Here is a 25024-nt window from a genome sequence, read left to right as displayed (position 1 = left end):
GGTCTGGATCGCGGCCGTACCGACTCCGCTGGACGGCCCGCCGGTTCACCGCGCTCGTCGGCCAGCCGCCGCTTGCGTATCTGACGTGGTGGCGGATGACCACCGCGGGCCGGCTGCTGCGCAAGGACGACGCACCGCTGCGTACGGTGGCCCAGCATGCGGGCTACACCTCGGAGTTCGCCTTCGCCAAGGCCTTCAAGCGGGAGTACGGGATGGCGCCGGGCCAGTACCGCCGGGGCACGGGGTGAGTACCGTCGGCCCTCCGAAAGCCCTCTGAAGGGACCAGGTCGCCCGCGCCGGCGGGCTCGGCACGGCGGACTCGCTGCGCCAGCACATCCAGCGCCGCGGCGGCCTCACACCGAGCGCCTACCGGGCCGCCCACAGCCGGATCGCAACCGCCGGCTGATCTCCCGGCGTCCCCACCATCATGATCAGAACAGCCGTCCCGGCCGACCTGGACGCCATCGCCGCCCTCCACGCCGAAGCCCGCGCGAGCTACTACCGCGGCCACATCCCGGACGACGCCTTCGACGGCCCCGCCGAGCGCGCCCGCACCCGCGCGGGCTGGGCCGCAGCCATCGAGCGCGGCGCGGTGCTCTGCGCCGAGAAGGACGGGACCGTCGCCGGAGTCGCCGCTTTCCGCGAGGTCGATACGGTCATGACACTCACCCAGCTCCATGTGGACCCGAAACGGTGGCGCGGCGGCATAGGCACCGCCCTGCACACGGCCTGCGTCGAGTCCTGGCAGCGCGTCGGAGTCCGCACCGCCCGCCTCGAGGTCTTCGAGCAGAACAGGCGCGCCCAGTCCTTCTACGCGCACCACGGCTGGTTCCCCGACCCGGACGAGCCGCGCGCCGACACTCACCTGGTGCTTCGCCTCACAGTGCCGCGCGCCTAGCGGCACTCTCGGCATGCCGATCCGGTACAGAACCGTCAACACGACGACCGCCACCACCGGACCGGCCCGATGGAGCGCTTCCCGGCCCCATTCGGCGTGGCGCGGGGCTTCCGAGCCTCAAGCCCCAACAGTCGTCCCCCGACGAGGACTCGGGGCGCGGGCTGCTACTGGTCGAAGCGTCGGCGGACGGTGAGGTGCGACGCCGGGACCCGTCCCCCGCAAGACGGTGTGGGCCGAGCCGGACCTCGTACCGAAGGCCTGGGCAGACTCCCAGCCGCACAACACTGGAGGAACCTGGTGGCCGTGGACCTCTCCTTCTACACCTCACCCCTCTCGGAAGAGATCCGAGACGAAGGCCGCGCCCAGGGCATCGCGCAGAGCATCCTGCTCCTGCTCGAGCAGCGCGACATCGCCGTTCCCGCCGACGCCCGCGAACGCATCACCAGCTGCGGTGATCCCGAGATCCTGCGGCACTGGCTCGCCCGGACCATCACCGCATCCTGCGCAGAGGAGATCTTCGCAGAGGAATAGTCCCGCCCCGGCGAGACGCAAATTGGCCAGGTCGACCGCTCATGCGAACGGCCTGGGGATTCGGTCCCGGCAATCGATCGTGCTGCACCTCACACAGGCGGCCCCCGCGGAATGAGGCAGTCCCGGTGCGCGTTCACCCCTTGGCGGAGGTGGCCTCCGCACCGTACGACCCTGGAGTGATGAAGAAAATGCGCGTCGAGATCTGGAGCGATATCGCCTGCCCCTGGTGCTACATCGGCAAGGCGCGCTTCGAGCAGGGACTCGCGGTCTTCGCCCACCGCGACCAGGTCGAGGTGGTGCACCGCTCCTTCGAGCTCGACCCCAACCGCGCCAAGGGCGAGACCGGCCCGGTGATCCCCATGCTGGCGAAGAAGTACGGGCGCACCATCGAGGAAGCGCAGTCGATGGAGGAGCACGTTGCCTCCAACGCGCGCTCCGAGGGGCTCGAGTACCGGACCGAGGGCCGTGATCACGGCAACACCTTCGACATCCACCGGCTGCTGCACCTGGCCAAGGCCCGCGGCCGCCAGGACGAGCTGCTGAACCTCGCCTACCGGGCGAACTTCGCAGAGGAGCGGTCGGTCTTCGACGCCGAGATCCTCCTCGAGCTCGCCGTGGAGGCCGGTCTGGACGCGGACGAGGCCCGGGCGGTCCTCGCCGACGAGGACGCGTACGCCGACGACGTACGGGCGGATGAGCGCGAGGCCGCCGAGCTGGGCGCGACCGGTGTGCCGTTCTTCGTCCTCGACCGCCGCTACGGCGTCTCCGGCGGCCAGCCGGCCGAGGTCTTCACTCAGGCGCTGGAGCAGGCGTGGCAGGGCCGGGCGATCACCCCGATCGGCGCGGACGCCGCCGCCTGTGACACCGACGGCTCGTGCGAGGTTCCGCAGTCCGGAGCCCATGCTTGAGCGCTGCTGAATGGTTCCCCTCAACGATTCGCGGTTGACCAGGCGTTGAGGGCACCGCAGGGTGATCTCATGGAGACCCTGGGCGGCGCCGAGTTCGCGCCGGACACGACGTATCTGAACACCTCCACCTGCGGGCTGCTGCCCCGCAGGACCGTCGCGGCGGTGACCGCGCTGGCCGAGGAGCTCGCGGCAGGGCGGCCGGGCGGCGCCGGTGACTTCTCCGAGGTGACCGCCGCCCGGCAGTCCTTCGCACGCCTCACCGGTGTGGACGAGTCGCGGGTCGCCGTCGGTGGTTCGGTCTCGGTGCATGTCGGACTGATCGCGAGCTCGCTGCCGACCGGCGCGGAAGTCCTCTTCCCCGAGGGGGAGTACGCCTCGGTCATCACGCCGTTCCTGGTACGCGGGGATCTCAAGCTGCGGTACGCACCGCTGGGCGAGCTGGCCGCTGCGGTGCGTCCGGGCACCGCGCTGGTGGCCTTCTCCTCGGTGCAGTCCGCCGACGGCCGGATCGCCGATCTGCCCGCGGTCCGGGCCGCCGCGGCCGCACACGGCGCCCGTACGCTCGTCGACGCCAGCCAGTCGGCGGGCTGGCTGCCGCTGGACGCGGGCGCGTGGGACTTCACCGTCACCGGCGGCTTCAAGTTCCTGCTCTGCCCCCGCGGCGCCTCCTTCCTCACCGTGACCGAGGATGCGCAGCAGACCCTGGTGCCGATCCATGCGGGGACCTTCGCCGCCGAGGTTCTCTGGGGGACCACATACGGACCCATCGAGGAGCTGGCGCACTCGGCCCGCCGGTTCGACGAACCCACCGCCTTCCTCTCGTACCACGGAGCGAGGCAGTCACTGGCGCTGCTGGAGGAGACCGGAATCGACGCCGTACACGCCCACAACACCAGGCTCGCCCGGCGGTTCCGGGCGGGGCTTGCGGAGCTGGGCCATGAACCGGTGCCCGGCGAGTCCGGCATTGTCGCCGTCCCGGGGCTCGGCCACCGCGTCCCGGAACTGGCCCGCGCGGGGATCACCCTCGCGGAGCGGGCGGGCAATCTGCGCGCCGCCTTCCACCTCTACAACTCAGCCGCCGAGGTGGACCGGGTGCTCGACGTCCTGTCCGGCTGACCGGGGCAGTCCGCGGTCTGGACGCAGAGGTTCTGCTCGACCTTCCCGAGCAGCCGGGTCAGCTCCCGGCGCTCGTCCGGGTCGAGCCCGGCGAGCGTGTGCTCCTCCAGATTCGCCCAGGCCGCCTGCACCGCGGAGTGCAGGGCGCAGCTCTCCTCCGTGGCCTCGACGAGCACCGCGCGCCGGTCGCCCGGGTCGGGGCAGCGGCGGACGTGTCCGGCCTGCTCCAGGCGCTGGAGCATCTTGGTCACGGTGGAGGGGTCGAGCTCGACGGCCTTGATCAGCTCGGACTGGCGCACCGGGCCCGCGTCCCACAGATGCATCATCACGAACTCCTGCCCCGGGTAGAGGCCGGCTCCCCTGAGCAGCTTGCCCGCCGCCATACGGTGCAGCCGGGCGACCCGGGAGACGGCATGGCTGACGGGGCCGCCGAGCGCGGAGCTCGGCAGTGCCTCGGTACAGACGGGGTCGGCCGCGGTCTCGGGCTTCATCGGGGCCTCCTCAGGAGGGGTGGCGACTGTCTGGTGGACAGTGTCCCCAGAAACTTTACCTTGGTCGGCCAATTAATGGTCTACAGTGACTCTCGGCGCGCTTACTTGGCCGACCACATAAATTCTGGGGAGCTTTCATGACCACCGCATTCGACCCGATCGATCTGTCCGGCACACAGCTCGGCAACCGGATCGCCATGGCGCCGATGACCCGCAGCCGGGCGTTCGGTGAAGGGCTCACCGTCACCGACTCCACTGTCGAGTACTACGGCCAGCGCGCATCGGCCGGCCTGATCATCACCGAGGGCATCCAGCCCTCGGTCCTCGGCCAGGGCTACCCGAACACTCCGGGCCTGCACAGCGACGAGCAGATCGTCGCCTGGCGCAAGGTCACCGACGCCGTGCACGCCAAGGGCGGGAAGATCTTCGCCCAGATCATGCACGCCGGACGCATCGGCCACCCGGTGCTCTGGCCGGACCAGGAGCTGGTGAGCGTGGCTCCGTCCGCCGTCGCCGCCGCCGGGCAGCTCTACACGCAGGAGGGCCCCAAGGACTTCATCGCCCCGCGCGAGCTGTCCGCCGCCGAAATCCCGGCCGTCATCGGCGAGTTCGTCGACGCGTCCCGCAACGCCATAGAGGCAGGCTTCGACGGCGTCGAACTGCACGGCGCCAACGGCTACCTCATCCACCAGTTCCTCGCCGACAACACCAACCTGCGCACCGACGAGTGGGGCGGCTCCGTCCAGAACCGCATCCGCTTCGCCGTCGAGGTGACGAAGGCGGTGGCCGAGGCGATCGGCGCGGAGCGGACCGGACTGCGGGTCTCTCCCGGCAACTTGTACAACGACATCGCCGAGACCGACCCGGAGGCGACCTACCCCGCGCTGGTCAAGGAGCTGGAGCCGCTCGGCCTCGGCTATCTGCATGTCGTCGAGATGGTCCCGGGATTCAGGGAGGTGACGCTCGCGCTGCGCAAGCAGTTCAGCGGCACCTTCATCCTCAACCCGGCGACCGAGGGCCCGACCGACCACGGGGCGCTGGGGCTGATCGAGGACGGCATCGCGGACATCCTCGCCTTCGGCGCGCTGTTCCTGGCCAACCCGGACCTGCCGGCCAGGCTCAAGGCCGAAGGCCCGTACAACACCCCGGACACGGCCTCGTTCTTCGGCGGTGACGACAAGGGCTACATCGACTACCCGGCGCTGTAGGGCAGTTGGCACGGGAAAGGCCCGGCCCCCTCCGAGCGAGGGGCGTCGGGCCTTCCCGTACGGGAGGGCTGTCGCGGGCTGTCCCAGGGCTGTCGCACCGGAGTGAAGTCCCGCGCCCCGATGCTGTGTCCCATGGCGGCTCGCCGCGGGCCGGCCGCCGGCCAGAAGTGGCTTACCGCACCGGAGCGAAGTCCCGCGCCCCGATGTACTCCGGCCTGGGCACCGGCGCCGCGAACGGCTTCACCGCAGCGTTCTCCACGCTGTTGAAGACGATGAAGACATTGCTGCGCGGGTACGGGGTGATGTTGTCTCCGGAGCCGTGCATGCAGTTGCAGTCGAACCAGGTCGCCGACCCGGCCCGGCCGGTGAAGAGCCGGATGCCGTGCCGGTCGGCGTACCGGGTCAGCGCTTCGTCCGACGGAGTACCCGCGTCCTGCATCTGCAGCGACTTCTTGTAGTTGTCCTTCGGCGTCTCGCCCGCACAGCCGAGGAACGTCTTGTGCGATCCGGGCATGATCATCAGGCCGCCGTTGGTGTCCCGGTTCTCGGTCAGTGCGATCGAGACGGAGACGGTGCGCATGTTCGGCAGGCCGTCCTCCGCGTGCCAGGTCTCGAAGTCCGAGTGCCAGTAGAAGCCCGAGGCGCCGAAGCCCGGCTTCACATTGATACGGGACTGGTGGACGTAGACGTCCGAGCCGAGGATCTGCCGGGCTCTGCCCACCACCCGCTCGTCGCGCACCAGACCGGCGAAGATCTCGCTGAGCCTGTGCACCTCGAAGACCGAGCGCACGTCCTGGGACTTCGGCTCGATGATCGAGCGATCGTCGGCACGTACCGCGGGGTCGGCGACCAGCCGGTCCAACTCGGCGCGGTAGAGCGCGACCTCGTCCGGCGTGATCAGCTCGTCGACGGTCAGGAAGCCGTCCCGCTCGAAGCCAATCAGCGCGGACGGGACGATCGGTCCCGGCGCTCCGGGCGCGGACCAGACGACCGGGTCCCGGCGCGGGGTTGTCACCTCAGCTGCGCCGCGGGTCGGGTACAGGTCGGTGCGTACAGGGGCGGTGGTCATCATTCAGCCCTCCTCGGTGAGCAGCGGGTAGACGCCGTTCTCGTCGTGGTCCTCCCGTCCGGTGACCGGCGGGTTGAAGACGCAGACACAGCGGAAATCGGTCTTGGGGCGCATGGTGTGGCGCTCATGGCCGTCCAGCAGGTACATCGTGCCGGGCTCGATCCAGTGGGTCTCGCCGGACTCGTCGTTGGTGAGCTCGGCCTCGCCCTCCACGCAGAGCACGGCCTCGATGTGGTTCGCGTACCACATCGACGTCTCCGTACCCGCGTACAGCACGGTCTCATGGAGCGAGAAGCCGACCTTCTCCTTGGCGAGCACGATGCGCTTGCTCTCCCAGGTGCCGGAAGAGGCCTTCACATGGCGCTCGGTGTTCTCGATGTCCTTGAACGATCGGACGATCACGGTGAGTTGCTGCCTTTCTCGTACGGGGGTGTCAGGCCGTCTCGCGGACGGAACGGGCCAGAATGCGCAGGCCCTCGTCCAGCTCTTCGGGGGAGATGGTGAGCGCGGGCAGGAGCTTCACCACTTCGCTCTCCGGGCCCGAGGTCTCCAGCAGCATCCCCAGCTCGAAGGCGCGGGCGCAGACCGCCGAAGCACGTGCCTTGTCCTCGAACTCCAGGCCCCACACCAGGCCGCGGCCGCGGAAGCTCAGTCCGGTCCCCCCGCTCTCCTCGACGATGGCCAGCAGCGCACGCTCGACCTGCTCGCCGCGCGCCAGGGTCTGCTTCTCCATCTGGCCGTCGGCCCAGTAGGTGTTGAGCGCGGCGGCGGCGGTGACGAACGCCGGGTTGTTGCCGCGGAAGGTGCCGTTGTGCTCGCCCGGCTCCCAGATGTCCAGCTCCGGCTTGAACAGGCAGAGCGACATGGGCAGTCCGTAGCCGCTGATGGACTTCGACAGGGTGACGATGTCCGGCGTGATGCCGGCCTCCTCGAAGGAGAAGAAGCCGCCGGTACGGCCGCAGCCCATCTGGATGTCGTCGACGATCAGCAGCATGTCCTGGCGGTGGCACAGGTCCTGCAGGGCGCGCAGCCACTCGGCGCGGGCGACATTGATGCCGCCCTCGCCCTGCACCGTCTCGACGATGACGGCAGCCGGCTTGTTGAGTCCTGAGCCCTGGTCCTCGAGCAGTCGCTCGAACCAGAGGAAGTCCGGGACCGTGCCCTCGAAGTAGTTGTCGAAGGGCATCGGCGTGCCGTGCACCAGCGGTATACCGGCGCCGGCGCGCTTGAAGGCGTTGCCGGTGACGGCGAGCGAGCCCAGCGACATGCCGTGGAAGGCGTTGGTGAACGAGACGACGGACTCGCGCCCCTTCACCTTGCGGGCCAGCTTGAGCGCCGACTCGACCGCGTTGGTGCCGGTCGGGCCGGGGAACATGACCTTGTACTGCAGGTCGCGCGGCCGCAGGATCACATTCTCGAACGACTCCAGGAACGCGCGTTTGGCCGCGGTGGCCATGTCCAGGCCGTGCGTGATGCCGTCGCGCTCGATGTAGTCGATCAGCGCGCGTTTCAGCACCGGGTTGTTGTGCCCGTAGTTGAGCGATCCGGCGCCGGCGAAGAAGTCGAGGTAGGTGTGGCCGTCCTCGTCGTGGAGGTAGCTGCCCTGCGCGCGGTCGAACACTGCGGGCCAACCGCGGCAGTAGCTGCGCACCTCCGACTCCAGGGTCTCGAAGACACTCAGGGCGGGCGGGGTGATGGTCACAGCAGTCTCCAGATGTGGGGGGTCAGGCGGAGAGGGGGCCGATGCGGTAGAGCACTTCCGGCTGGTGCGTTCCTTCGGGGAACAGCTCGCCGTCGAAGAGGACTTCGCGCTCCAGCCGCGCCCCGTGGCGCTGGGCGTAGGAGGTGAAAAGGCGGTCGGAGGCGGTGTTGTCCGGGGTGATGGTCGTCTCGATCTCACGGATCCCGGGGCCGTCGGTGACCCTGGCGGTCAGCGCGTCCAGCAGTACGCCGGCGAGTCCCCGGCCGCGGTGCGCATGGTCGACGGCTACCTGCCAGACGACAAGTGCCTCGGGGCGGTCGGGACGTACGTAGCCGGTGACGAAGGCGATGGGCTCGCCGTCGGAGCCGCGCGCCACCGCGGAGGTGGCGGCGAAGTCGCGACACCACAGCAGGTAGCTGTACGAGGAGTTGAGGTCCAGGACCTCGGAGTCGCGGGCGATGCGCCAGATCGCGGCTCCGTCCTCCACTCGGGGGGTGGCGATCTCCAGGAATTCGCTAGGGGTCTTGGCTCGTACAAGGTTTTCTTGTGCGGCGGTCATGCAGAGGAAATTTACCGAGCAAATTCAGAAAATGCATCGAGGGAAGGGGTTGGGTGCTGTGCCTCTTTGTGTTATCGCGCGGGCGTGAGCGTCGGCATGACGATGGGGTGCTTTCGGGGCTTTTGCGCCGGAATTAGCGGGGTGAATCGGACGCGTTGTGGAGTCGGTCACACGTCGGTAACTCTCTCGAGATCCGCCCGAATTACGTCATTCGATCCTGTCGAAACCTTGGTGTTTAGGATCGCGGAACGGGGGCAGAAGAATACGGGAAGCTGCTCGTAATAAAGCAGCTTCCCGTCTATTTCAATTAACGCCGACTTTAGTTCCCGGAGAAATGCTGTTCGCCGAGAAGAGTACGGGTCAGCGCCAGGCCTCGGTGACCGCGCGCCGGGCCGCCTCCAGGTCCACCGTCACACCCGACTCGCCGAGCGCCGCGCCCAGTGCCGCCAGCGAGGACTGCACCGTGCCCCGGGTGGCGTCCACGCCGTAGTGATTGACCCGGAGCATCTCCTTGGCCAGCGACCCGCCACCCGCGATCAGCGGCAGCGACGGGTCGGCCGCGAGTGCCTTCGCGACCAGCTCGGAGGCGTCGACTCCGGCCGGGGAACGCAGCGTTGTGGCCACCGGCGCCGCCTCCCGCGCCTCGTGGACGTACGGCTCGAGACCGCCGCCGAGCGCCAGTGCGCCCGCGCGCGTGGCCGCAGCGGCCGAGGCATGACGCGCCATCAGCGCATCGAGGCCCTCCGCCTCGATCCGCTCCACACAGGCCTCCAGTGCCAGCATCTCCAGCTGGGCGGGAGCGTGCAGCAGCGCCTTGCGGCCGCCGTCGATCCAGCGCTCCTTCCAGTCGAGGAGAGAGAGGTACGAGTGCCGGGGCGCGGCCGGGTTGGCGGCGAACCGCTCCCAGGCGCGCTCGCTCACCGACACCATGGACACCCCGGCCGGGCCGCCCATCGCCTTCTGTGCGCCGATCACACACAGGTCCACGCCCCAGACGTCCGGCAGCAGCGGCTCGGCGGCCACCGAGGCCACCGCGTCCAGCATGAACAGCGCCCCGTGCCGGCGTACCACCTCGCCGATCTCGGCCACCGGGTTGGTGTTTCCGGTCGCCGCCTCGGCGTGCACCAGAGAGACGAAGTCGATCTCCGGGTGCGCGGCCAGCGCCTGCTCCACCTGTGCCGCGGTCACCGCGGCATGGAAGGGCACCTCGAGGTCGACGACGCTCGCCCCGCAGTCGCGCAGCCAGTTCCCGAAGGTCTGCCCGTACGGTCCCGTGACCACGTTCAGCGCGGTCGATCCCGGCCGCGCACCGCCGCGGATGCAGCCCTCCAGCGGGAGCAGCGCCTCGCCCTGCATGATCACCACGTCCTGCTCGGTGTCGAGCAGTGCGGCGACCCGCCCCTCGATGGCCGCGAAGTGCGCGGCGGTCATCGGGGCCGGATCGAGGAGGGGGTGCGTCACGGCGGTGCTCTCCTCGCGAAGGTGTGTTCGGCCTACTGCGCCGAGGGTACTCAGCGCCTCGTACAGTGCTGGACATGAGCGATCACGTGGTGCTGCATGTGAAGGGGCGGGTGCTCGTCGGTCCCGACGACGTCAGGGACGAGCTGTGGGCGGTGGACGGCCGGATCACGTACGACCGGCCGCGCGCCGAGGCACTGACCCTCGAGGGCTGGGCGCTGCCCGGTCTGGTCGACGCGCACTGCCATGTCGGTCTTGACCATCACGGCGCGGTCGACGAGACGACCAGCGAGAAGCAGGCGCTCACCGACCGGGACGCGGGCACGCTGCTCATCCGCGACGCCGGATCGCCGTCCGACACCCGCTGGATCGACGACCGCGAGGACTTGCCGAAGATCATCAGAGCGGGCCGGCACATCGCGCGCACCCGCCGCTACATCCGTAACTACGCCCATGAGATCGAGCCGGGCGACCTCGTCGCGTATGTCGCGCAGGAGGCGCGGCGCGGCGACGGCTGGGTCAAGCTCGTCGGCGACTGGATCGACCGGGACGCGGGCGATCTGACCGCCTGCTGGCCCCGCGGCGAGGTCGCCGCGGCGATCGCCGAGGCGCACCGGCTGGGCGCGCGGGTGACCGCGCACTGCTTCGCCGAGGTCGCGCTCCGGGACCTGGTCGAGGCGGGCATCGACTGCATCGAGCACGCCACGGGGCTCACCGAGGACACCATCCCGCTGTTCGCGGAGCGGGGCGTCGCGATCGTTCCGACGCTGGTCAACATCGCGACGTTCCCGGACCTCGCGGCGGGCGCCGAAGCGAAGTTCCCCGACTGGTCCGCCCATATGCGCAGGTTGTACGAGCGCCGCTACGACACGGTGCGCGCGGCGTACGACGCGGGCATCCCGGTCTTCGTCGGTACGGACGCGGGCGGCTCGCTGGCCCACGGTCTGGTCGCCGCGGAGGTGGCGGAACTGGTGAAGGCGGGCATCCCGCCGCTCCAGGCGCTGTCGGCGACGGCCTGGGGAGCACGTCAGTGGCTGGGCCGCCCGGTGCTGGAGGAGGGCGCGCCGGCGGACCTGGTGGTCTACGACACGGATCCGCGGGCTGACGTCAGGGCTCTGGCGGCGCCGCGGCGGGTGATCCTCAACGGCCGTGTGGTCGGCTGAGGGGCGCCGCTCCCTGTAGCGCGCCGCCGCGGTGACCCAGCGTGACCGAGGCTGCACCGCTCGTCGAAGCACTTCACGTGCGGGGCGGTGCGGTTGACCGGCGTACTGCTCCGTTCGCGGTGACAGGGGTGGCCCCGCGGGAACACTCGTACCTCAACAATCGAATACGGGCACGGAAACCCCACTTTGGGGTGAACTCACGTCAGGTGTCTGTCAGTTCACTCTCAGTGCGCAAGGATTCCGGTGTCTCAAGTCGCCACCGTCCATGCGTCCCCGCGGGGGCGGCCGCGGCGCCAAGTCTCCTGTAGGGGTTCCACCACCTTGAACAGCCACACCTTCCGCATGCCCGCACGCCGCTGGGCCGCCGCGACGGCCGCCGCCGCGCTGGTCGCAGGCCCCCTGGCCATCGCCGTCCTCGCCGCCCCGGCGCATGCCACCGGGGGCGGCGGCGGGGGACGGGCAAGTGCGGCCGTGCTCCGCACCGGGCTCGATGTGTCCCTGCTCAACAAGACCGTCAACGTCCCGCTCAAGGCCACGCTCAACGAGGTGCAGGCCCCTGCCAGTGCCGAGAAGACCGCGCTGACCGTGCAGTTGGACGGGGTCGACCAGGGCAGGCCCTTCCAGGTGCTCCGTGCGGACGTCGCCACTGCGAAGGCCACCGCCGACCGGCACCGGGCCGAGGGTTACACCAACCTCGCCCACGTCAGGCTGCATGTGCCGGGACTGCCGCTGCTCGCGCTCGTCGAGGTCGAGGAGGTCACGTCGCAGGCCGTCTGCGAGGCGGGCAAGCAGCCGGTGGCCGAGTCGAATCTGCTCGGCCGGGTGACCGTGCTCGGCAAGAAGGTCACGCTCTCCACCGGCGGCACCACCCGGATCGCGGTGCCGGGGGTCGGCGAGGTGACGCTCGATCTGTCGAAGCGGCACACCACGTCCCGTACGGCCGCCGCCACCGCGCTCGAGCTGAAGGTGTCGGTCAACCCGCTCAAGCTGAACGTCGCCGAGGTCAACGGCACGGTCACGCTCGCCGAGGCGACCTGCGAGTCGCCCGCGACGTCCGCCGCGCGGGAACCGTCCCCCGGGCCGAGCCACGGCGTGCGGGCGCAGTCCGGCGAGGACCCCGCCAAGGAGGACCTCGCCGAGACCGGCGGCAACACCACAACCCGGTACCTCGCGGGCGGCGCGGTCCTGCTGCTGGCGGCCGGTGGCGCCGCGATGGTGCTGGCCCGCGCACGGTCCAGGAGCTGACACCCGGCCTACGGCGCCCCGCACGCAAGGCTGTGCGGGGCGTCAGCCGCCGACTCAGCCGCCGACTCAGCCGCCGACCATGGTGAGCGCCTGGTCCAGCGCCTGCAGAAAGCGGTTGGTGGTCGCCCGGTCGCGTACCGCCAGCCGCAGCCAGTCCGGCCCGAGCCCCGGGAACGTATCACCGCGCCGGGCCGCGAAGCCCAGACCGCGCAGCCGCTCCCGCACCTCGGCGCCACTCCGCACATGGACGAGGACGAACGAAGCCTCCGCCGCCCCCACCACCCGAACCTCCTCGAACTCCGCAAGCCCCGCCAGCAGATGCGCCCGATCCGTCGCGATCCCGTGCGCCGCCTGCGCGGCCTCCTTGAGCGCGGCCGGCTCCATGCACGCCTCGGCCGCGGCCAGCGCGGGCGTGGCGACCGGCCACAGCGGCTGGGTTCGCTCCAACGCCTCGATCGTCTCCGGCCCGGCGAGCACATAGCCGATCCGCAGACCGGCGAGACCCCAGGTCTTGGTGAGGCTGCGCAGCACCACCAGACCCGGGACGTCGGTCCGGCCCGCGAGCGACTCGGACTCGCCGGGCACCCCGTCCATGAAGGCCTCGTCGACCACCAGCACCCGTCCGGGGCGGGCCAGTCCGGCGATGTCCGCGGCCGGATGCAGTACGGACGTGGGGTTCGTCGGATTGCCGATCACCACCAGGTCCGCCGAGTCGGGAACGGCCGCCGGATCGAGCCGGAAGCCGTCCGCCTCGCGCAGCAGCATCCGCGCCACCTCGTGGCCCGCGTCCCGCAGCGCGGCCTCCGGCTCCGTGAACTGCGGGTGCACGACCAATGGATGACGTACCGTCAGGGCGCGGGCCAGCAGCACGAATGCCTCCGCGGCCCCCGCCGTCAGCAGCACCCGCTCCACCGGCACACCGTGCCGCTGCGCGACCGCCGCGCGCGCCGCCCGCCCGTCCGGATACGCCGCCAGGGCCGTCAGCGAGCAGGCGATGCGCTCGCGCAGCCAGTCCGGGGGAGTGCCGGCCCGGACATTGACCGCGAGGTCCGTGAGGTGGGCGTCCCGCACCTCCGCGTCACCGTGGTGGCGCAGATCGTATGCGTCAGTGTGAGTGCGCATGGCTGCCGTGTGGGTGATGCCCGTGGCCTTGGCCGTGGTGGTGACCGTCGTCGTCCGGGTGGAAGTGCGGCTGCTGCGGGATGCCCACCTTGTCCTCGAAACTCGGCAGCGCGATCCGGTACACACAGGAGTCGCAGTTCATCCGGATGTCGCCGGCGACGGCCTCCCGGTAGCGCTCCATGACCAGGTCCAGCAACTCCTCGGTGGGGCCGATCACATCGGCCGACACCACCTCCACCTCGGGATGCGCCGCCGCCCAGCCCTGCGTCTGCTGACGCACCCGGTCCGGCAGGATGCCGGTGAACAGGAAGTACGGGAGTACGACGATCCGGCGCGCCCCCAGCTTCACGCACCGGTCGAGACCGCTGGGCACATCGGGGGCGGCGAGGGAGACGAACGCCGTCTCCACACCCGCGTACCCCCGCCCCTCCCACAGCAGCCGGGCAGCCTTGAGTACTTCGGCGTTGGCGTCCGGGTCGGTGGAACCGCGGCCCACCAGCAGCACGGTCACATCGGCGCGGTCGGAGGGCGTACGGACCGTGGAGCCCAGCGCCTCGTCGAGCCGCCGCTCCAGGACGGTCAGCAGCGACGGGTGCGGGCCGAGCGGGCGGCCGTAGGTGTACGAGATCCCGGGATGCCGCTCCCGCTCGCGGGCCAGCGCCGCCGGGATGTCGCCCTTGGCGTGCCCGGCCGACACCAGCATCAGCGGCACCGCGGCGAAGCGGTTCACGCCCTGCTCCACCAGCTCGGTGACGGCGTCGCCGAGCGGCGGCGGGGACAGCTCGATGAAGCCGCCGGCGACGGGGAGTTCGGGATGGCGCCGCCCCAGCTCCCGTACGAAGTCCCGGAAGGCCTCGGCCCCGGCTTCGTCGCGGGTGCCGTGGCCGGCGATCAGCAGTGCGGGCGGCGTGGTCACGCGTTCTCCTTGATGTGGGGGTGGTACAGCAGAGCATTGAGCGCGGCCGCGGCGACCGCGCTGCCGCCCTTTTCGGACACGTTGCTGACGGCCGGCAGCCCGCTCTCGCGCAGCGCGGCCTTGGACTCGGCCGCGCCGACGAAACCGACGGGCAGCCCGATGACGAGCGCGGGAGCGGCGTCGAGGACGAGGAGCTCCTCGAGAGCGGTCGGCGCACAGCCGATCACCCAGATCGCGCCGGGCCCGACCTGCTCGTACGCGAGACGGATCGCGTGTGCGGAACGGGTGAGCCCCGGGCCGGACTCGGCGTCCTTGAGCCGGCAGACGGTCTCGCGCCGGGTGATCCCGGCGGCGACCATCTCGACATCGGCGACGACCGGCGCACCGGTGTGCAGCGCGTCGTGCGCGGCGACGAGGGAGGCCTCGTCGCAGACGAGATCGGTGGCGTACTCGAGATCGGCCGCGGAGTGAATGACTCGCTCCACGACGGCCCGCGTCAGTGGCTGGAATCCGCTGGTATCGAGCCGGGACCGGAGCCGCCGGAACGACTCCTGCTCGATGGGGTGGACAACGCGGGTCACGAGGCGACTCCGGAGTGGCGGCGGTGGGTGAAGGGTGCGGTGCCGGCTGTCAGCGGGCGTGAAGGGGTGAGCGGTCCGCGCCATGTGGATGCGGTGCCGGCTGTCGCCGGCGATGGGGGACAGGCCTGGGCGCTGCCGGCGTGCGACATGGGTCGGCCGGTGTGGTCCGTGCCTGCGCGCGTGCCCTGGGCTGCGCCCGCCCTTGCGTCGGCGCGCGTGCCTGCGCCGGTGCCTGCGCGCGTGCCCGTGCCTGCGCCGGTGCCTGCGCGCGTGCCCGGGGCTGCGCGCGTGCCCGGGGCTGCGCGCGTGCCCGGGGCTGCGCCCGTGCCCGGGGCTGCGCCCGCCCTTGCGTCAGCGCCCGTGCCCGGGGCTGCGCCCGTACCCGTGCCCGGGGCTGCGCCCGCGCCCGCGTGGTGGGGTGCCCCGTCCACGGCCGCCTCGCTGCCGGGGCACACCACACGCGCCCCGCACGCCTCCGCAACCGCGAGCGCGTCGCCGCGGGCCCTCACGACTGCCACCGGTAGCCGCGCGGCGTCACCATGCGGCCCGCGATCTCGCGCGTGGCCGTGTTGCCGACCGTCACGACCGTCATCATGTCCACCGTCGCCGGATCCAGTCCGGCGAGAGTCGTCACGCGGCTGGATTCGTCCACGCGCGACGCGTTGCGCACGACACCCACCGGCGTCACCGGCTCCCGGTGCTCGGCGAGGATCGTCAGCGCCTTCGGGAGCTGCCAGTCGCGGCCGCGGCTGCGCGGGTTGTAGAAGGTGACGATGATGTCCGCCTCCGCGGCGGCCCGCACCCGGCGCTCGATGATCTCCCACGGCGTGTGCAGATCGGACAGGCTGATCGAGACATGGTCGTGCCCGAGCGGCGCACCCAGGATCGCGGCTGCCGCGAGCGCCGCGGTCACGCCCGGTACGCCGACCACGTCGATGTCGTCGGACGCCTCGGCGAGCGCGGGCGAGGCCATCGCGTACACACCCGCGTCGCCGCTCCCGATCAGCGCGACCGCATGCCCGGCGCGGGCCTCGGCGACAGCCGTACGGGCCCGTTCCTCCTCCGCCCCGAGGCCGGACTCGATCACGCGCGTGCCGGGCCTGAGCAGGTCGCGGATCTGGTCTACGTACTGATCGAGCCCAACCAGTACGGAGGCCCGCCGCAGCTCCTCGGTGGCGCGCGGGGTGACCAGATCGCGGGCCCCGGGCCCGAGCCCGACCACGGCCAGCCGGCCGCGCGGCGGCCTGCGCACGATCGCGCAGGTCGCCATCGCCGCACGCCCCTCGGGGCTCGACTTCCGCTTCGGCACCAGGAGTTCGCCGCCGCCCACGAGCGCGGCGGCCTCCGCGACCGACGGCGTCCCCACGGCGGCGAGCGGCGCGTCGGACGGGTTCGGCACGGTGACCGAGGAGAGCTCCTCCGCCGCGTACGTGACGACCGGCACTCCGAGCCGCTCCGCGGCCCCGACGATCCCGGGCTCCTCCGCCTTCGCGTCGACCGTCGCCAGCTCCACGACGCTCAGTACGGAGAGCCCGGCGTCACGCAGCGACTCCTCGACGAGCCCGAGCACCTCCTCGACGGGAGCCCCCTTGGACGCTCCGACCCCGACGACGAGCGACGCGGGCCGCAACACGACTTCCTGTGCGCCCGGTTCGACGAGCCGGTCGGTCACCCGGAGGACGGCGGCACCGTCAGCAGTCACGTCAGCACCCACATTCGGCGGCAGCGGCGGCAACGGCCACACCGCGTCCGCCCGCAGCGCCACCGGCTCGTCGTCCAGCACCGCCCGCGTCACCGCCGCGACCGCGCCCTCCACCGGCAGGCCCAGCGTGTCCAGACCAGGGATGTCCGTCGCGTCCGTCGCCGTCGTCACCACCGGGGTGCAGCCCAGGACGTCCGCGACCTCCGCCGCCAGCTCGTTCGCGCCGCCGCCGTGGCCGCCCAGCAGCGACACCGCGTACCGCTGCCCCTCGTCCACGCACACCACGCCCGGGTCCGCCGACTTGTCCGCGAGCAGCGGGGCGATCAGCCGTACCACCGCGCCCGTCGCCAGGAAGCACACCAGCTGCTCGCACTCCGCGAACGCGCGCTCCACCGACTCGCGCACCGGGCCCTCGTACACCCGGGTGCGGCCGGGCCAGGCCGCGGCCAGCCGGTCGCGGGCGGCGGCGCCCGCCGCCGTGGCGGAGATCAGGCCGATCACTGAATTGCTCCTTCGTTCACCGAATCCGCGGGGCGGTCGCCCCACAGCAGGAAGACGGGGTTGACGGACGCCAGCCGTGTCACATCTCCGGGCAGCGGGGCCAGCCGTGACGAGTGCAGCAGCACGCCGTCGGACACGAACCCGGCGGCGGCCAGCGCGCCCCGTACCGCAGCCACCCGGTCCAGCGCGGCCAGCGCGACGACCACCGTGCGCCGGGCCCGCCGCGCGCACGCGGTGACGATCGCGGGCAGCTCCGCGCCGCCGCCGCCGATGAACACCGCGTCCGGGTCCCCCAGATGGGACAGCACCGTGGGCGCCGCGCCGTGCACGGCCCGTACGTCCACACCGTGCGCGGCCGCGTTCGCGCGGATCCGCTCCACGCCGTCGGGGGTCTTCTCCACGGCCACCACGGCCGCGCCGAACCGCGCGCACTCCACCGCCACCGAACCGGACCCCGCGCCGATGTCCCACACGAGGTCGCCCGTACGCGGCCCGAGGCGCGCCAGCGCCAGCGCCCGTACCTCGAACTTGGTAATCATCGAGTCGCGGTGCTCGAACTCTCCCTCGGACAGCGCCCACCGGTCCGGACCGATGGGCACCGAGACCGTCCGCTGCACCGGCGACAGCGCCCGCCGCTCGTCCACGCAGAGCACCACGCTCACCGCGTCCCACTCACGCGCCGCCGCCTCCGCGGGCGACATCCGCTCGATCCGCTCGTGCTCCGGGTCGCCGAGCGCCGTCGCCACCACCAGCGTCCGCTCCGCGGCCCGGTACGCCAGCTCGGCGCCCAGCTCGGCGGGCCCCGAGCCGGGACCGGTCAGCACAGCCGTCTTGGGATGCGCACGGCATACATTGACCGCGGTCCGCAGATCACGGCCGTGCGCACTGACGACGACCGCGTCGTCCCATGGCAGCCCGATCCGCGCGAAGGCGACCGCCACTGACGGCGCCCCCGGCCGCACGTCCAGCGCGTCCGCGCCGAAACGCTCGGCCAACGCCCGTACGATCCCGAAGAATCCGGGGTCGCCCGAGGCCAGCACCACCACGCCGGCCCCGCCGCCGGCCAGCTTCTTCTCGATCACGTCGAGCGCGGGCGCGAGCGGTCCCAGCACCAGCTGTTCCGCGTCGGCGGGCACATCGGCCGCACGGCACGCCGCCGTCAGATGCCGCCGGGCACCCACCACCAGCGTGGCCGCGGTGAGCGCCTCGGCGTCGCGTACGGAGAGCGGCGCGCCCGTCCCCGTACCGATGACCGTGATCACGGCGTCGCGCCCTGCGCGCGCAGCGCCTTGCGGGCGGCCGGGTCGGCCTTCCGGAAGCCGTGGAAGTGCCCCGGGTGGTACAGATGCGAGCGCGTCCCGGAAGCCGCCAGCGCCGGACCGACCAGGAACAGCGTGTGCTTCCAGAGCTTGTGCTCCTTGACCGTCTCCTCCAGCGTGCCGATCGTGCAGCGCAGGATCAGCTCCTCAGGCCAGGTCGCCTGGTACGCGATGACCACCGGCGTACTCGTCGGATAGCCGCCCTCCAGCAGCTCCTGCGTCAACTGGCCCGAGCGCGCCGCCGACAGGAAGAGCGCCATCGTCGTGCCGTGCCGCGCGAACTCCCGTACCTCCTCGCCCGGCGGCATCGGTGTCTTGCCGCCGCCGAGCCGGGTCAGGATCACGGACTGCGCGACCTCCGGGATCGTCAGCTCGCGCTGAGCGATCGCGGCGACCGCCGAGAACGACGAGACGCCCGGCACGATCTCGACCTCCAGGCCGAGATCCACACACCGGTCGAGCTGCTCCTGGGTGCCGCCCCACAGGGCGGGGTCGCCGGAGTGGATCCTGGCGACGCGCAGGCCCTCGTCGAGCGCCCGCTCGTACACGGAGACGACGTCCTCCAGTGACATGGCTGCCGAGTCGAGGATCTCGGCGCCGTCGCGGGCGTGGTCAAGGACGTCGGCCTGCACCAGGCTCGCCGCCCAGATGACGATGTCGGCGTCGGCGATGGCACGCGCGGCGCGGAACGTCAGCAGATCGGCGGCGCCAGGGCCGGCGCCGACAAAGGTCACCTTGCCGTGGGTGGCGGCATCGGCCATGAGCGGGGGTCCTCTCGGGTCATTCGGGTGATTCGGGCGGATCTCGATCGGAAGGGTGCGAAGAGACGGGTCAATCCGCTAGCAAGGGCGTATGGCGGTGTTCGTCGCGCTCGGCGCGTTCCTGATGACGCTGTTCGGCGGCTGGACGGCGCAACGCGTCACCGACCGCCGCCACCTTGTACTGGGTCTGGCCGGCGGGCTGATGCTCGGCGTGGTCGGCCTGGACCTGCTGCCGGAGGCACTGGAGGCGGCCGGCAACAAGGTGTTCGGGGTGCCGCAGGGGCTGCTGCTCTTCGTCGGCGGCTTCCTGGCGGCGCACCTGGTGGAACGGCTGCTGGCCGTCCGTCAGGCGGCGCACGGCGCGGACGAGGACGAGAGGGTGCCCCAGGTGGGGCTGACGGCGGCCGCGGCGATGGTCGGCCACAGTCTGATGGACGGAGTCGCCATCGGCGCTGCGTTCCAGGTGGGTGGCGGTATGGGCGCGGCCGTGGCGCTCGCCGTCATCGCCCACGACTTCGCGGACGGCTTCAACACGTACACGATCACCAGCCTGTACGGGAACACGCGCAGAAAGGCGATCGCGATGCTCTTCGCGGACGCACTCGCTCCGATCGTCGGCGCGGCGTCCACCCTGCTGTTCACGCTTCCGGCCGAACTTCTCGGCAGCTATCTCGGCTTCTTCAGCGGCGCCCTGCTCTATCTCGCCGCGGCCGAGATCCTCCCCGAGGCACACCACACCCACCCCGCCCGCTCCACCCTGCTGTGCACGGCGGGAGGCGTGGGCTTCATCTGGTTGCTGGTCGGCCTCGCCGAGTGACTTGCCGATCGACCCGCCGATCGACCCGCCGATCGGCCCGCTGAGCGGCCCGCTGAGGGGCCCGCCGAGCGAGGAGAGTGGTGAACTCACAGCTTGCCTCCGCGGCCACCGTCGCGCGGCGCCGGCGCGATCAGCGTCGAGAGGTACGGCAGCGCTCCCTCGGCAAGCTCCGCGGCCGGCCGGATCGACTCCTCGGGCAGCCCGAGCGCCGACCCCCACACCGCGCCCTCGGTACGTCCCGTCTCGCGCAGCGCGGTGGCCACCTCCGCAGCGAGCCGCCCGAACTTGTACGCGACGACCGTGCCGGGGCCCTCCAGGGCGTCCTTGAGCGCTGCGGCCCCAGCGGTCACCGGCACCAGGGTCAGCGGCTCGGTGCCCTCGGTGAGGACGGCGCCGCTGCGGGCCGCCAGATCCTGCATGGCGGTGATGCCGGGCACGGTCTCCACGGCAGTACCCGGGACCAGTTCGGTGATGGTCTGCGCGAGATAGGTGAACGTCGAGTACACATTGGGATCGCCGATCGTCGCGAAGGCGACGGAACCGTGCGCGCGCAGCAGCTCGGCGACACGCTTGCCCGCGGCGTCCCAGGCGGCCTCGCGACGGCCACGGTCGGTGCGCTCGTTGAGCGCGAAGACGACGCGCACGACCTTCTCCGCGCCCACGTAGTGCAGGACGGTCGCTTCGGCGCGTCCGGGGTCACCCCCATCTGTTCCGTCGGATCCGGCCATCACAGGTACGACGACGGCATCGGCCTCGCGAAGCACGCGTACGCCCTTCACGGTCACCAACTCCGGGTCGCCGGGCCCGACTCCGACCCCGATCAGCCTGCTGCTCATGCCTCGCACCTTTCAATGAATCTGCGTGCCATGCCGGGCGTGGCCGCCCAGTGCGTATGCAGATAGCTCGCGTGCACGCCCTGTTGTACGAATCCCTCCACGCGCCGCTCGGGCCGGTGCATCCCCCACGCGGGGCCGGGCCCTGCGGCCGGCTCGATGACCGTGCGGTGGAACTCGTGCCCATGCAGCCGTGTCCCGGCCGCCGCGAGGACGCTGTCGCTCACCGCGACGGCCTCCCGGTAGCCGAGTGTGAGCCGCTCCGACATCCGCGCCTCGGCGTCCAGGACACCGCACATCGGCATTCCGTCCAGGGCGCGTGCGAGATACAGCAACCCGGCGCACTCGGCGGCGACCGGCGCGCCGGAGTGTGCCAGCTCGGCGACGGCCTTGCGCAGAGCGTCGTTGGCGGACAGCTCGGGCGCGTACACCTCGGGAAACCCGCCACCTATGACGAGCCCCCGTGTCCCGTCGGGCAGTTGCTCGTCCCGGAGCGGGTCGAACGTGACGACCTCCGCGCCGGCGGAGGCGAGCAGCTCGGTGTGCTCGGCGTAGGAGAACGTGAACGCGGGCCCGCCGGCGACGGCCACGAGGAATGGCCTGCGGCGGGCTTGATTGTGCGGCCCGGCCGACATGTTCAGCCTCGCCGGCGTTCGAGGCGCGGGGTCCGGGGCGGAGCCCTGGTTACGGGAAGGGGCGGGTAGGGGAACAGCGCCGCAGGCCACCCCCGGGTCCCACGGCGCGTCCGGCAACGCAGGCGCGCTGCGGGCCAACCCCAGCAGCGCCTCCAGGTCACACCCCTCCCGCACCTGCTCGGCCATCGCCGCCACCGCGGCCACCGCGTCCGCCCGCCGCTCGGCGACCGGCACAAGACCCAGGTGCCGGCTCGGCGTCCCCACGAAGTCGGACCGCCGCAACACCCCCAGCACCGGCACCCCCGACTCGTCCAGCGCCTCCCGCAGCAGCTTCTCGTGCCGCTCCGACCCCACCTTGTTCAGAATCACGCCCCCGATCCGCACCTGTGGATCCCAGGACGCGAAACCGTGCACCAGCGCCGCCACCGACCGCGACTGCGAGGACGCGTCCACCACCAGCACCACCGGCGCCCGCAGCAGCTTCGCGACCTGAGCGGTGGACGCCAGCTCACCGGCTCCCGCCGCCCCGTCGTAAAGCCCCATCACGCCCTCGACCACGGCCAGATCGCAGCCCGCCGCGCCGTGCGCGAACAGCGGCGCGATCAGCTCCGTACCGCACAGATACGCGTCCAGATTCCGCCCCGGGCGTCCCGTGGCGAGCGAGTGATAGCCCGGGTCGATGTAGTCGGGGCCGACCTTGTGCGGGGACACGGAGAGGCCCGCCGCGACGAAGGCCGCCATCAGGCCCGTCGCGACGGTGGTCTTGCCGCTGCCGGACGACGGCGCGGCGATGACGAGACGTGCTACCACTCGATGCCCCGCTGCCCCTTCTGACCGGTGTCCATCGGGTGCTTGACCTTGGACATGTCGGTCACCAGATCGGCGAACCCGACGAGCTCCGCCGGAGCGTTGCGGCCGGTGATCACCACATGCTGCGTCCCCGGCCGGTCCCGGAGCACCGAGATCACCTCGTCCGTGTCCACCCACCCCCAGTGCATCGGGTACGCGAACTCATCCAGCACATACAGCTGATACGTCTCGGCCGCCAGATCACGCTTGACCTGCTCCCAGCCCTCGCGCGCCGCCTCCTCGTTGTTCAGCTGCCTGTCGCGCTGCACCCACGACCAGCCCTCGCCCATCTTGTGCCAGTCGACAGGACCGCCCTCGCCGGAGGCACCGAGGACCTTCAGCGCGTTCTCCTCGCCGACCTTCCACTTCGCGGATTTGACGAACTGGAACACCCCGATCGGCCACCCCTGGTTCCAGGCGCGCAGCGCGAGCCCGAACGCGGCCGTCGACTTGCCCTTGCCGATGCCCGTGTGGACGACGACGAGCGGGCGGTTGCGGCGCTGGCGGGTGGTGAGTCCGTCGTCCGGTACGACGGACGGCTGTCCTTGCGGCATTACGCGGCCCTCCTTGCAGTCTGAACGTCCTTGACAAGCCCGGTGATGGAGTCGGCGCGCAGCTCGTCGAGGGTGACGGCGGTGCCGCCGAGATCGACGGCCAGTGTGCTCGAGAGGCCGAGCCGTACGGGCCCGGACTCGCAGTCCACGACGATCGCGGCCGTCCCTTCGGCGGAGTGCAGCCGCGCCGCACGCGACGCCAGCGCCACCGGATCGACCCCGCCCGTCGCCCGGCCGTCGGTCACCACCACCAGCAGCGGCCGGCGCGAAGGATCGCGCATACGCTCCACCCGCAGCACGTCGTGCGCCTTGAGCAGGCCGGCCGCCAGCGGCGTACGACCACCCGTCGGCAGCGTCTCCAGACGAGCGGCGGCCGTGTCCACCGACGAGGTCGGCGGCAGCGCCACCTCGGCGTCCTTCCCGCGGAAGGTGATCAGCCCGACCTTGTCGCGCCGCTGGTAGGCGTCGAGCAGCAGCGAAAGCACCGCACCCTTCACCGCGCTCATCCGCTGCCGGGCCGCCATCGAACCCGACGCGTCCACCACGAAGAGCACCAGGTTCCCCTCGCGTCCCTCGCGGTTCGCCTGTCGCAGATCGTCCCGGCGGACCACCAGACCCCGGCCGCTGCGCCCGCGCGCCCGCTGGTGCGGGGCCGCGGCCTGCACGGTCGCCGCCAAGTGCAGCTTGGTGAGCGCCCCTTGGGGCCGCCGCGCACCCGTCGTCCGGCCGTGCTCGGTCCGCGCACGGGACCTGCGCCCCGCCGCGCCCTCCCCGAGACCCGGCACGCTCAGCATCTTCGTACGGAACGGCTCGGCGGCCCGTACGGGCTGCTGCTCACCGCCGCCGGCCTGCGGAGTACCACTCTCGGCCGGCTCCGCCTGAGCGGGCGTGTCGCCCTGTCCGCCATCGCCCTGCGGCGGCACCTCGGGCCCGCCCTGCGGCGGCTGCCCGCCCCCGCCCGGCCCGTCCGGATCGGGGTCCGGATCGAGGTCCGGATTGTCGTCGCCGAATTCCTCCAAGGTCTCGTCGAGCTTGTTCTCGTCGAGGCCGGGGGCGTCGAAGGGATTGCGCCGGCGCCGGTGGGGGAGCGCCAGCAGAGCGGCCTGCCGCACATCCTCGGCGAGCACCTCCGTGCGTCCCGCCCACGCGGCGAGCGCGGTTGCGGTACGGGCCATCACGATGTCGGCGCGCATACCGTCCACCTCGAAGGCCGCACAGGTCGCGGCGATCTGCCGCAATGCGCCGTCCCCCAGCCGGACGTCGGGCAGCAGCGCCCGCGCGGCCACGATCCGGGCCCGCAGGGCCGACTCCTCGTCCGCCCAGCGAGCGGCGAATCCGGCCGGATCGTCGTCGTACGCGAGCCGACGGCGCACGACCTCCACCCGCTGATCGGGCTCCCGCGAGGCCGCGACCTCGACGGTGAGTCCGAAGCGGTCCAGCAACTGAGGCCGCAACTCGCCCTCTTCGGGGTTCATGGTCCCCACGAGCAGGAAACGGGCGGCGTGCCGCACCGAGACGCCTTCACGCTCGACGTACGAAGCGCCCATGGCGGCCGCGTCAAGCAGCAGGTCGACGAGGTGGTCGTGGAGGAGGTTGACCTCATCCACGTAGAGAATCCCGCGGTGCGCGTCCGCGAGCAGCCCCGGTTCGAAGGCCTTCACGCCCTCGGCCAGCGCTCGCTCGATGTCGAGGGCACCGACGAGCCGGTCCTCGGACGCGCCGACGGGCAGCTCGACCATCCGCGCCGGGCGCGCCACACCGCCGCCGAGCTCGTGCGGACCGTCGGGGCACGCCGGGTCCGGCGACGCGGGGTCGCACGAGAACCGGCACCCGGAGACCACCGGAACCTCCGGGATCAACGCGGAAAGCGCACGTACGGCGGTCGACTTGGCGGTCCCCTTCTCACCGCGCACGAGCACACCGCCCACGGCGGGGGAGACGGCATTCAGCAGCAGCCCGAGCCGCAGGTCGTCCATGCCGACGATCGCGGTGAAGGGGTATGGGGTGCTCATGCGGACTCCTCGATCGTGTTGAGGCGGGGAGATTCCCCCACCCCGCCCCTTCCCGTAACCAGGGGGCTTCGCCC

At 71.7% G+C, this 25024-nt stretch carries 24 protein-coding genes and 1 pseudogene; 9 read left to right on the top strand and 16 right to left on the bottom strand.

Annotation, left to right across the window (positions count from 1 at the left end):
- Nucleotides 1-35 precede the first annotated feature (35 nt).
- From AB0D12_RS28070 to AB0D12_RS28050, 5 genes and pseudogenes are all read left to right on the top strand, one after another.
- Nucleotides 36-248, top strand: a pseudogene (locus AB0D12_RS28070) (helix-turn-helix transcriptional regulator); the annotation flags it as partial.
- A gap of 179 nt (nucleotides 249-427) precedes the next feature.
- Complete coding sequence (locus AB0D12_RS28065) at nucleotides 428-898, top strand: GNAT family N-acetyltransferase (RefSeq protein WP_362688492.1); 471 nt, start codon at nucleotides 428-430, stop codon at nucleotides 896-898.
- A 297-nt stretch (nucleotides 899-1195) separates the two neighbouring features.
- Nucleotides 1196-1429 carry a hypothetical protein gene (locus AB0D12_RS28060; RefSeq protein ID WP_362688489.1) on the top strand — a complete coding sequence of 78 codons (234 nt, stop codon included), beginning with the start codon at nucleotides 1196-1198 and terminating at the stop codon, nucleotides 1427-1429.
- A 188-nt stretch (nucleotides 1430-1617) separates the two neighbouring features.
- Nucleotides 1618-2337, top strand: coding sequence for a DsbA family oxidoreductase (locus tag AB0D12_RS28055; RefSeq protein ID WP_362688685.1), 720 nt, complete (start codon nucleotides 1618-1620; stop codon nucleotides 2335-2337).
- 69 nt (nucleotides 2338-2406) lie between these two features.
- Complete coding sequence (locus AB0D12_RS28050) at nucleotides 2407-3453, top strand: aminotransferase class V-fold PLP-dependent enzyme (protein WP_362688486.1); 1047 nt, start codon at nucleotides 2407-2409, stop codon at nucleotides 3451-3453.
- Here AB0D12_RS28050 and AB0D12_RS28045 read toward each other — a convergent pair.
- Nucleotides 3402-3944 carry a MarR family winged helix-turn-helix transcriptional regulator gene (locus tag AB0D12_RS28045; protein WP_362688483.1) on the bottom strand — a complete coding sequence of 181 codons (543 nt, stop codon included), beginning with the start codon at nucleotides 3942-3944 and terminating at the stop codon, nucleotides 3402-3404. The two genes, AB0D12_RS28050 and AB0D12_RS28045, sit on opposite strands and share 52 nt — an antisense overlap.
- A gap of 137 nt (nucleotides 3945-4081) precedes the next feature.
- Between AB0D12_RS28045 and AB0D12_RS28040 the strand changes: the two genes are divergently transcribed.
- Nucleotides 4082-5152, top strand: coding sequence for an alkene reductase (locus AB0D12_RS28040; protein WP_362688480.1), 1071 nt, complete (start codon nucleotides 4082-4084; stop codon nucleotides 5150-5152).
- A 172-nt stretch (nucleotides 5153-5324) separates the two neighbouring features.
- Here AB0D12_RS28040 and thpD read toward each other — a convergent pair whose 3' ends face one another.
- The 5 genes from thpD to AB0D12_RS28015 all read right to left on the bottom strand — a co-directional run bounded on the left by thpD (nucleotide 5325) and on the right by AB0D12_RS28015 (nucleotide 9943).
- Nucleotides 5325-6221, bottom strand: a complete 897-nt coding sequence (thpD, locus tag AB0D12_RS28035; RefSeq protein ID WP_362688477.1) for an ectoine hydroxylase — start codon at nucleotides 6219-6221, stop codon at nucleotides 5325-5327.
- 3 nt (nucleotides 6222-6224) lie between these two features.
- A complete protein-coding gene (locus AB0D12_RS28030; protein ID WP_362688474.1) occupies nucleotides 6225-6623 on the bottom strand; it encodes an ectoine synthase in 399 nt (132 codons plus the stop codon).
- Between the two features lie 31 nt (nucleotides 6624-6654).
- Entirely contained in the window at nucleotides 6655-7923 is a 1269-nt protein-coding gene (gene ectB / locus AB0D12_RS28025) for a diaminobutyrate--2-oxoglutarate transaminase (protein WP_362688471.1), read from the bottom strand.
- Nucleotides 7924-7945: 22 nt separating this feature from the next.
- The gene (ectA, locus tag AB0D12_RS28020; protein ID WP_362688468.1) at nucleotides 7946-8482 is read right to left on the bottom strand and encodes a diaminobutyrate acetyltransferase; all 537 of its coding nucleotides are present in this window, start codon (nucleotides 8480-8482) and stop codon (nucleotides 7946-7948) included.
- A 360-nt stretch (nucleotides 8483-8842) separates the two neighbouring features.
- Complete coding sequence (locus tag AB0D12_RS28015; protein WP_362688465.1) at nucleotides 8843-9943, bottom strand: aminotransferase class V-fold PLP-dependent enzyme; 1101 nt, start codon at nucleotides 9941-9943, stop codon at nucleotides 8843-8845.
- Between the two features lie 74 nt (nucleotides 9944-10017).
- Here AB0D12_RS28015 and AB0D12_RS28010 point away from each other — a divergent pair, with 74 nt between their 5' ends.
- Together AB0D12_RS28010 and AB0D12_RS28005 are read left to right on the top strand one after the other, a co-directional pair.
- Complete coding sequence (locus AB0D12_RS28010) at nucleotides 10018-11103, top strand: amidohydrolase family protein (RefSeq protein ID WP_362688462.1); 1086 nt, start codon at nucleotides 10018-10020, stop codon at nucleotides 11101-11103.
- 321 nt (nucleotides 11104-11424) lie between these two features.
- Nucleotides 11425-12348: an SCO1860 family LAETG-anchored protein gene (locus tag AB0D12_RS28005; RefSeq protein ID WP_362688459.1), complete on the top strand. Its 924-nt coding sequence runs from the start codon at nucleotides 11425-11427 to the stop codon at nucleotides 12346-12348.
- 66 nt (nucleotides 12349-12414) lie between these two features.
- On the opposite strand, the gene cobC is transcribed toward AB0D12_RS28005, so the two are convergent.
- The 6 genes from cobC to cobM form a co-directional block, all read right to left on the bottom strand.
- Nucleotides 12415-13470, bottom strand: a complete 1056-nt coding sequence (gene cobC, locus AB0D12_RS28000; protein ID WP_362688456.1) for an Rv2231c family pyridoxal phosphate-dependent protein CobC — start codon at nucleotides 13468-13470, stop codon at nucleotides 12415-12417.
- Nucleotides 13454-14386, bottom strand: coding sequence for a sirohydrochlorin chelatase (locus AB0D12_RS27995; protein WP_362688453.1), 933 nt, complete (start codon nucleotides 14384-14386; stop codon nucleotides 13454-13456). Before AB0D12_RS27995 ends, cobC begins: the two co-directional genes overlap by 17 nt.
- Nucleotides 14383-14967 (bottom strand): precorrin-8X methylmutase, encoded by a 585-nt coding sequence (locus AB0D12_RS27990; protein ID WP_327322796.1) that lies wholly within the window; start codon nucleotides 14965-14967, stop codon nucleotides 14383-14385. Before AB0D12_RS27990 ends, AB0D12_RS27995 begins: the two co-directional genes overlap by 4 nt.
- Nucleotides 14968-15472: 505 nt before the next feature.
- Nucleotides 15473-17170 (bottom strand): precorrin-3B C(17)-methyltransferase, encoded by a 1698-nt coding sequence (gene cobJ, locus AB0D12_RS27985; protein WP_362688449.1) that lies wholly within the window; start codon nucleotides 17168-17170, stop codon nucleotides 15473-15475.
- Entirely contained in the window at nucleotides 17167-18432 is a 1266-nt protein-coding gene (gene cbiE, locus AB0D12_RS27980; RefSeq protein WP_362688446.1) for a precorrin-6y C5,15-methyltransferase (decarboxylating) subunit CbiE, read from the bottom strand. Before cbiE ends, cobJ begins: the two co-directional genes overlap by 4 nt.
- Nucleotides 18429-19250, bottom strand: coding sequence for a precorrin-4 C(11)-methyltransferase (gene cobM, locus AB0D12_RS27975; RefSeq protein ID WP_362688443.1), 822 nt, complete (start codon nucleotides 19248-19250; stop codon nucleotides 18429-18431). Before cobM ends, cbiE begins: the two co-directional genes overlap by 4 nt.
- Nucleotides 19251-19341: 91 nt before the next feature.
- Here cobM and AB0D12_RS27970 point away from each other — a divergent pair, with 91 nt between their 5' ends.
- A complete protein-coding gene (locus AB0D12_RS27970) occupies nucleotides 19342-20067 on the top strand; it encodes a ZIP family metal transporter (protein WP_362688440.1) in 726 nt (241 codons plus the stop codon).
- An 86-nt stretch (nucleotides 20068-20153) separates the two neighbouring features.
- Here AB0D12_RS27970 and cobI read toward each other — a convergent pair whose 3' ends face one another.
- Genes cobI through AB0D12_RS27950 form a run of 4 tightly spaced genes read right to left on the bottom strand, consistent with a single transcriptional unit; the run spans nucleotide 20154 to nucleotide 24950 of the window.
- Nucleotides 20154-20903 carry a precorrin-2 C(20)-methyltransferase gene (gene cobI, locus AB0D12_RS27965; protein ID WP_362688437.1) on the bottom strand — a complete coding sequence of 250 codons (750 nt, stop codon included), beginning with the start codon at nucleotides 20901-20903 and terminating at the stop codon, nucleotides 20154-20156.
- Nucleotides 20900-22345 carry a cobyrinate a,c-diamide synthase gene (locus AB0D12_RS27960; RefSeq protein ID WP_362688434.1) on the bottom strand — a complete coding sequence of 482 codons (1446 nt, stop codon included), beginning with the start codon at nucleotides 22343-22345 and terminating at the stop codon, nucleotides 20900-20902. The genes cobI and AB0D12_RS27960 overlap by 4 nt, the downstream gene beginning before the upstream one ends.
- On the bottom strand, nucleotides 22339-22938 hold the full coding sequence (gene cobO / locus AB0D12_RS27955; RefSeq protein ID WP_362688431.1) for a cob(I)yrinic acid a,c-diamide adenosyltransferase: 600 nt from the start codon (nucleotides 22936-22938) through the stop codon (nucleotides 22339-22341). The genes AB0D12_RS27960 and cobO overlap by 7 nt, the downstream gene beginning before the upstream one ends.
- Nucleotides 22938-24950 carry a putative cobaltochelatase gene (locus AB0D12_RS27950; protein WP_362688428.1) on the bottom strand — a complete coding sequence of 671 codons (2013 nt, stop codon included), beginning with the start codon at nucleotides 24948-24950 and terminating at the stop codon, nucleotides 22938-22940. The genes cobO and AB0D12_RS27950 overlap by 1 nt, the downstream gene beginning before the upstream one ends.
- Nucleotides 24951-25024 lie beyond the last annotated feature (74 nt).

Origin of the sequence: Streptomyces sp. NPDC048479 (assembly GCF_040651435.1) — a bacterium.
In the GTDB taxonomy this organism is placed as follows: Bacteria; Actinomycetota; Actinomycetes; order Streptomycetales; family Streptomycetaceae; genus Streptomyces.
Note: the sequence above shows the minus strand (reverse complement) of the source record. Positions and strands in the feature narration are given on the sequence as shown.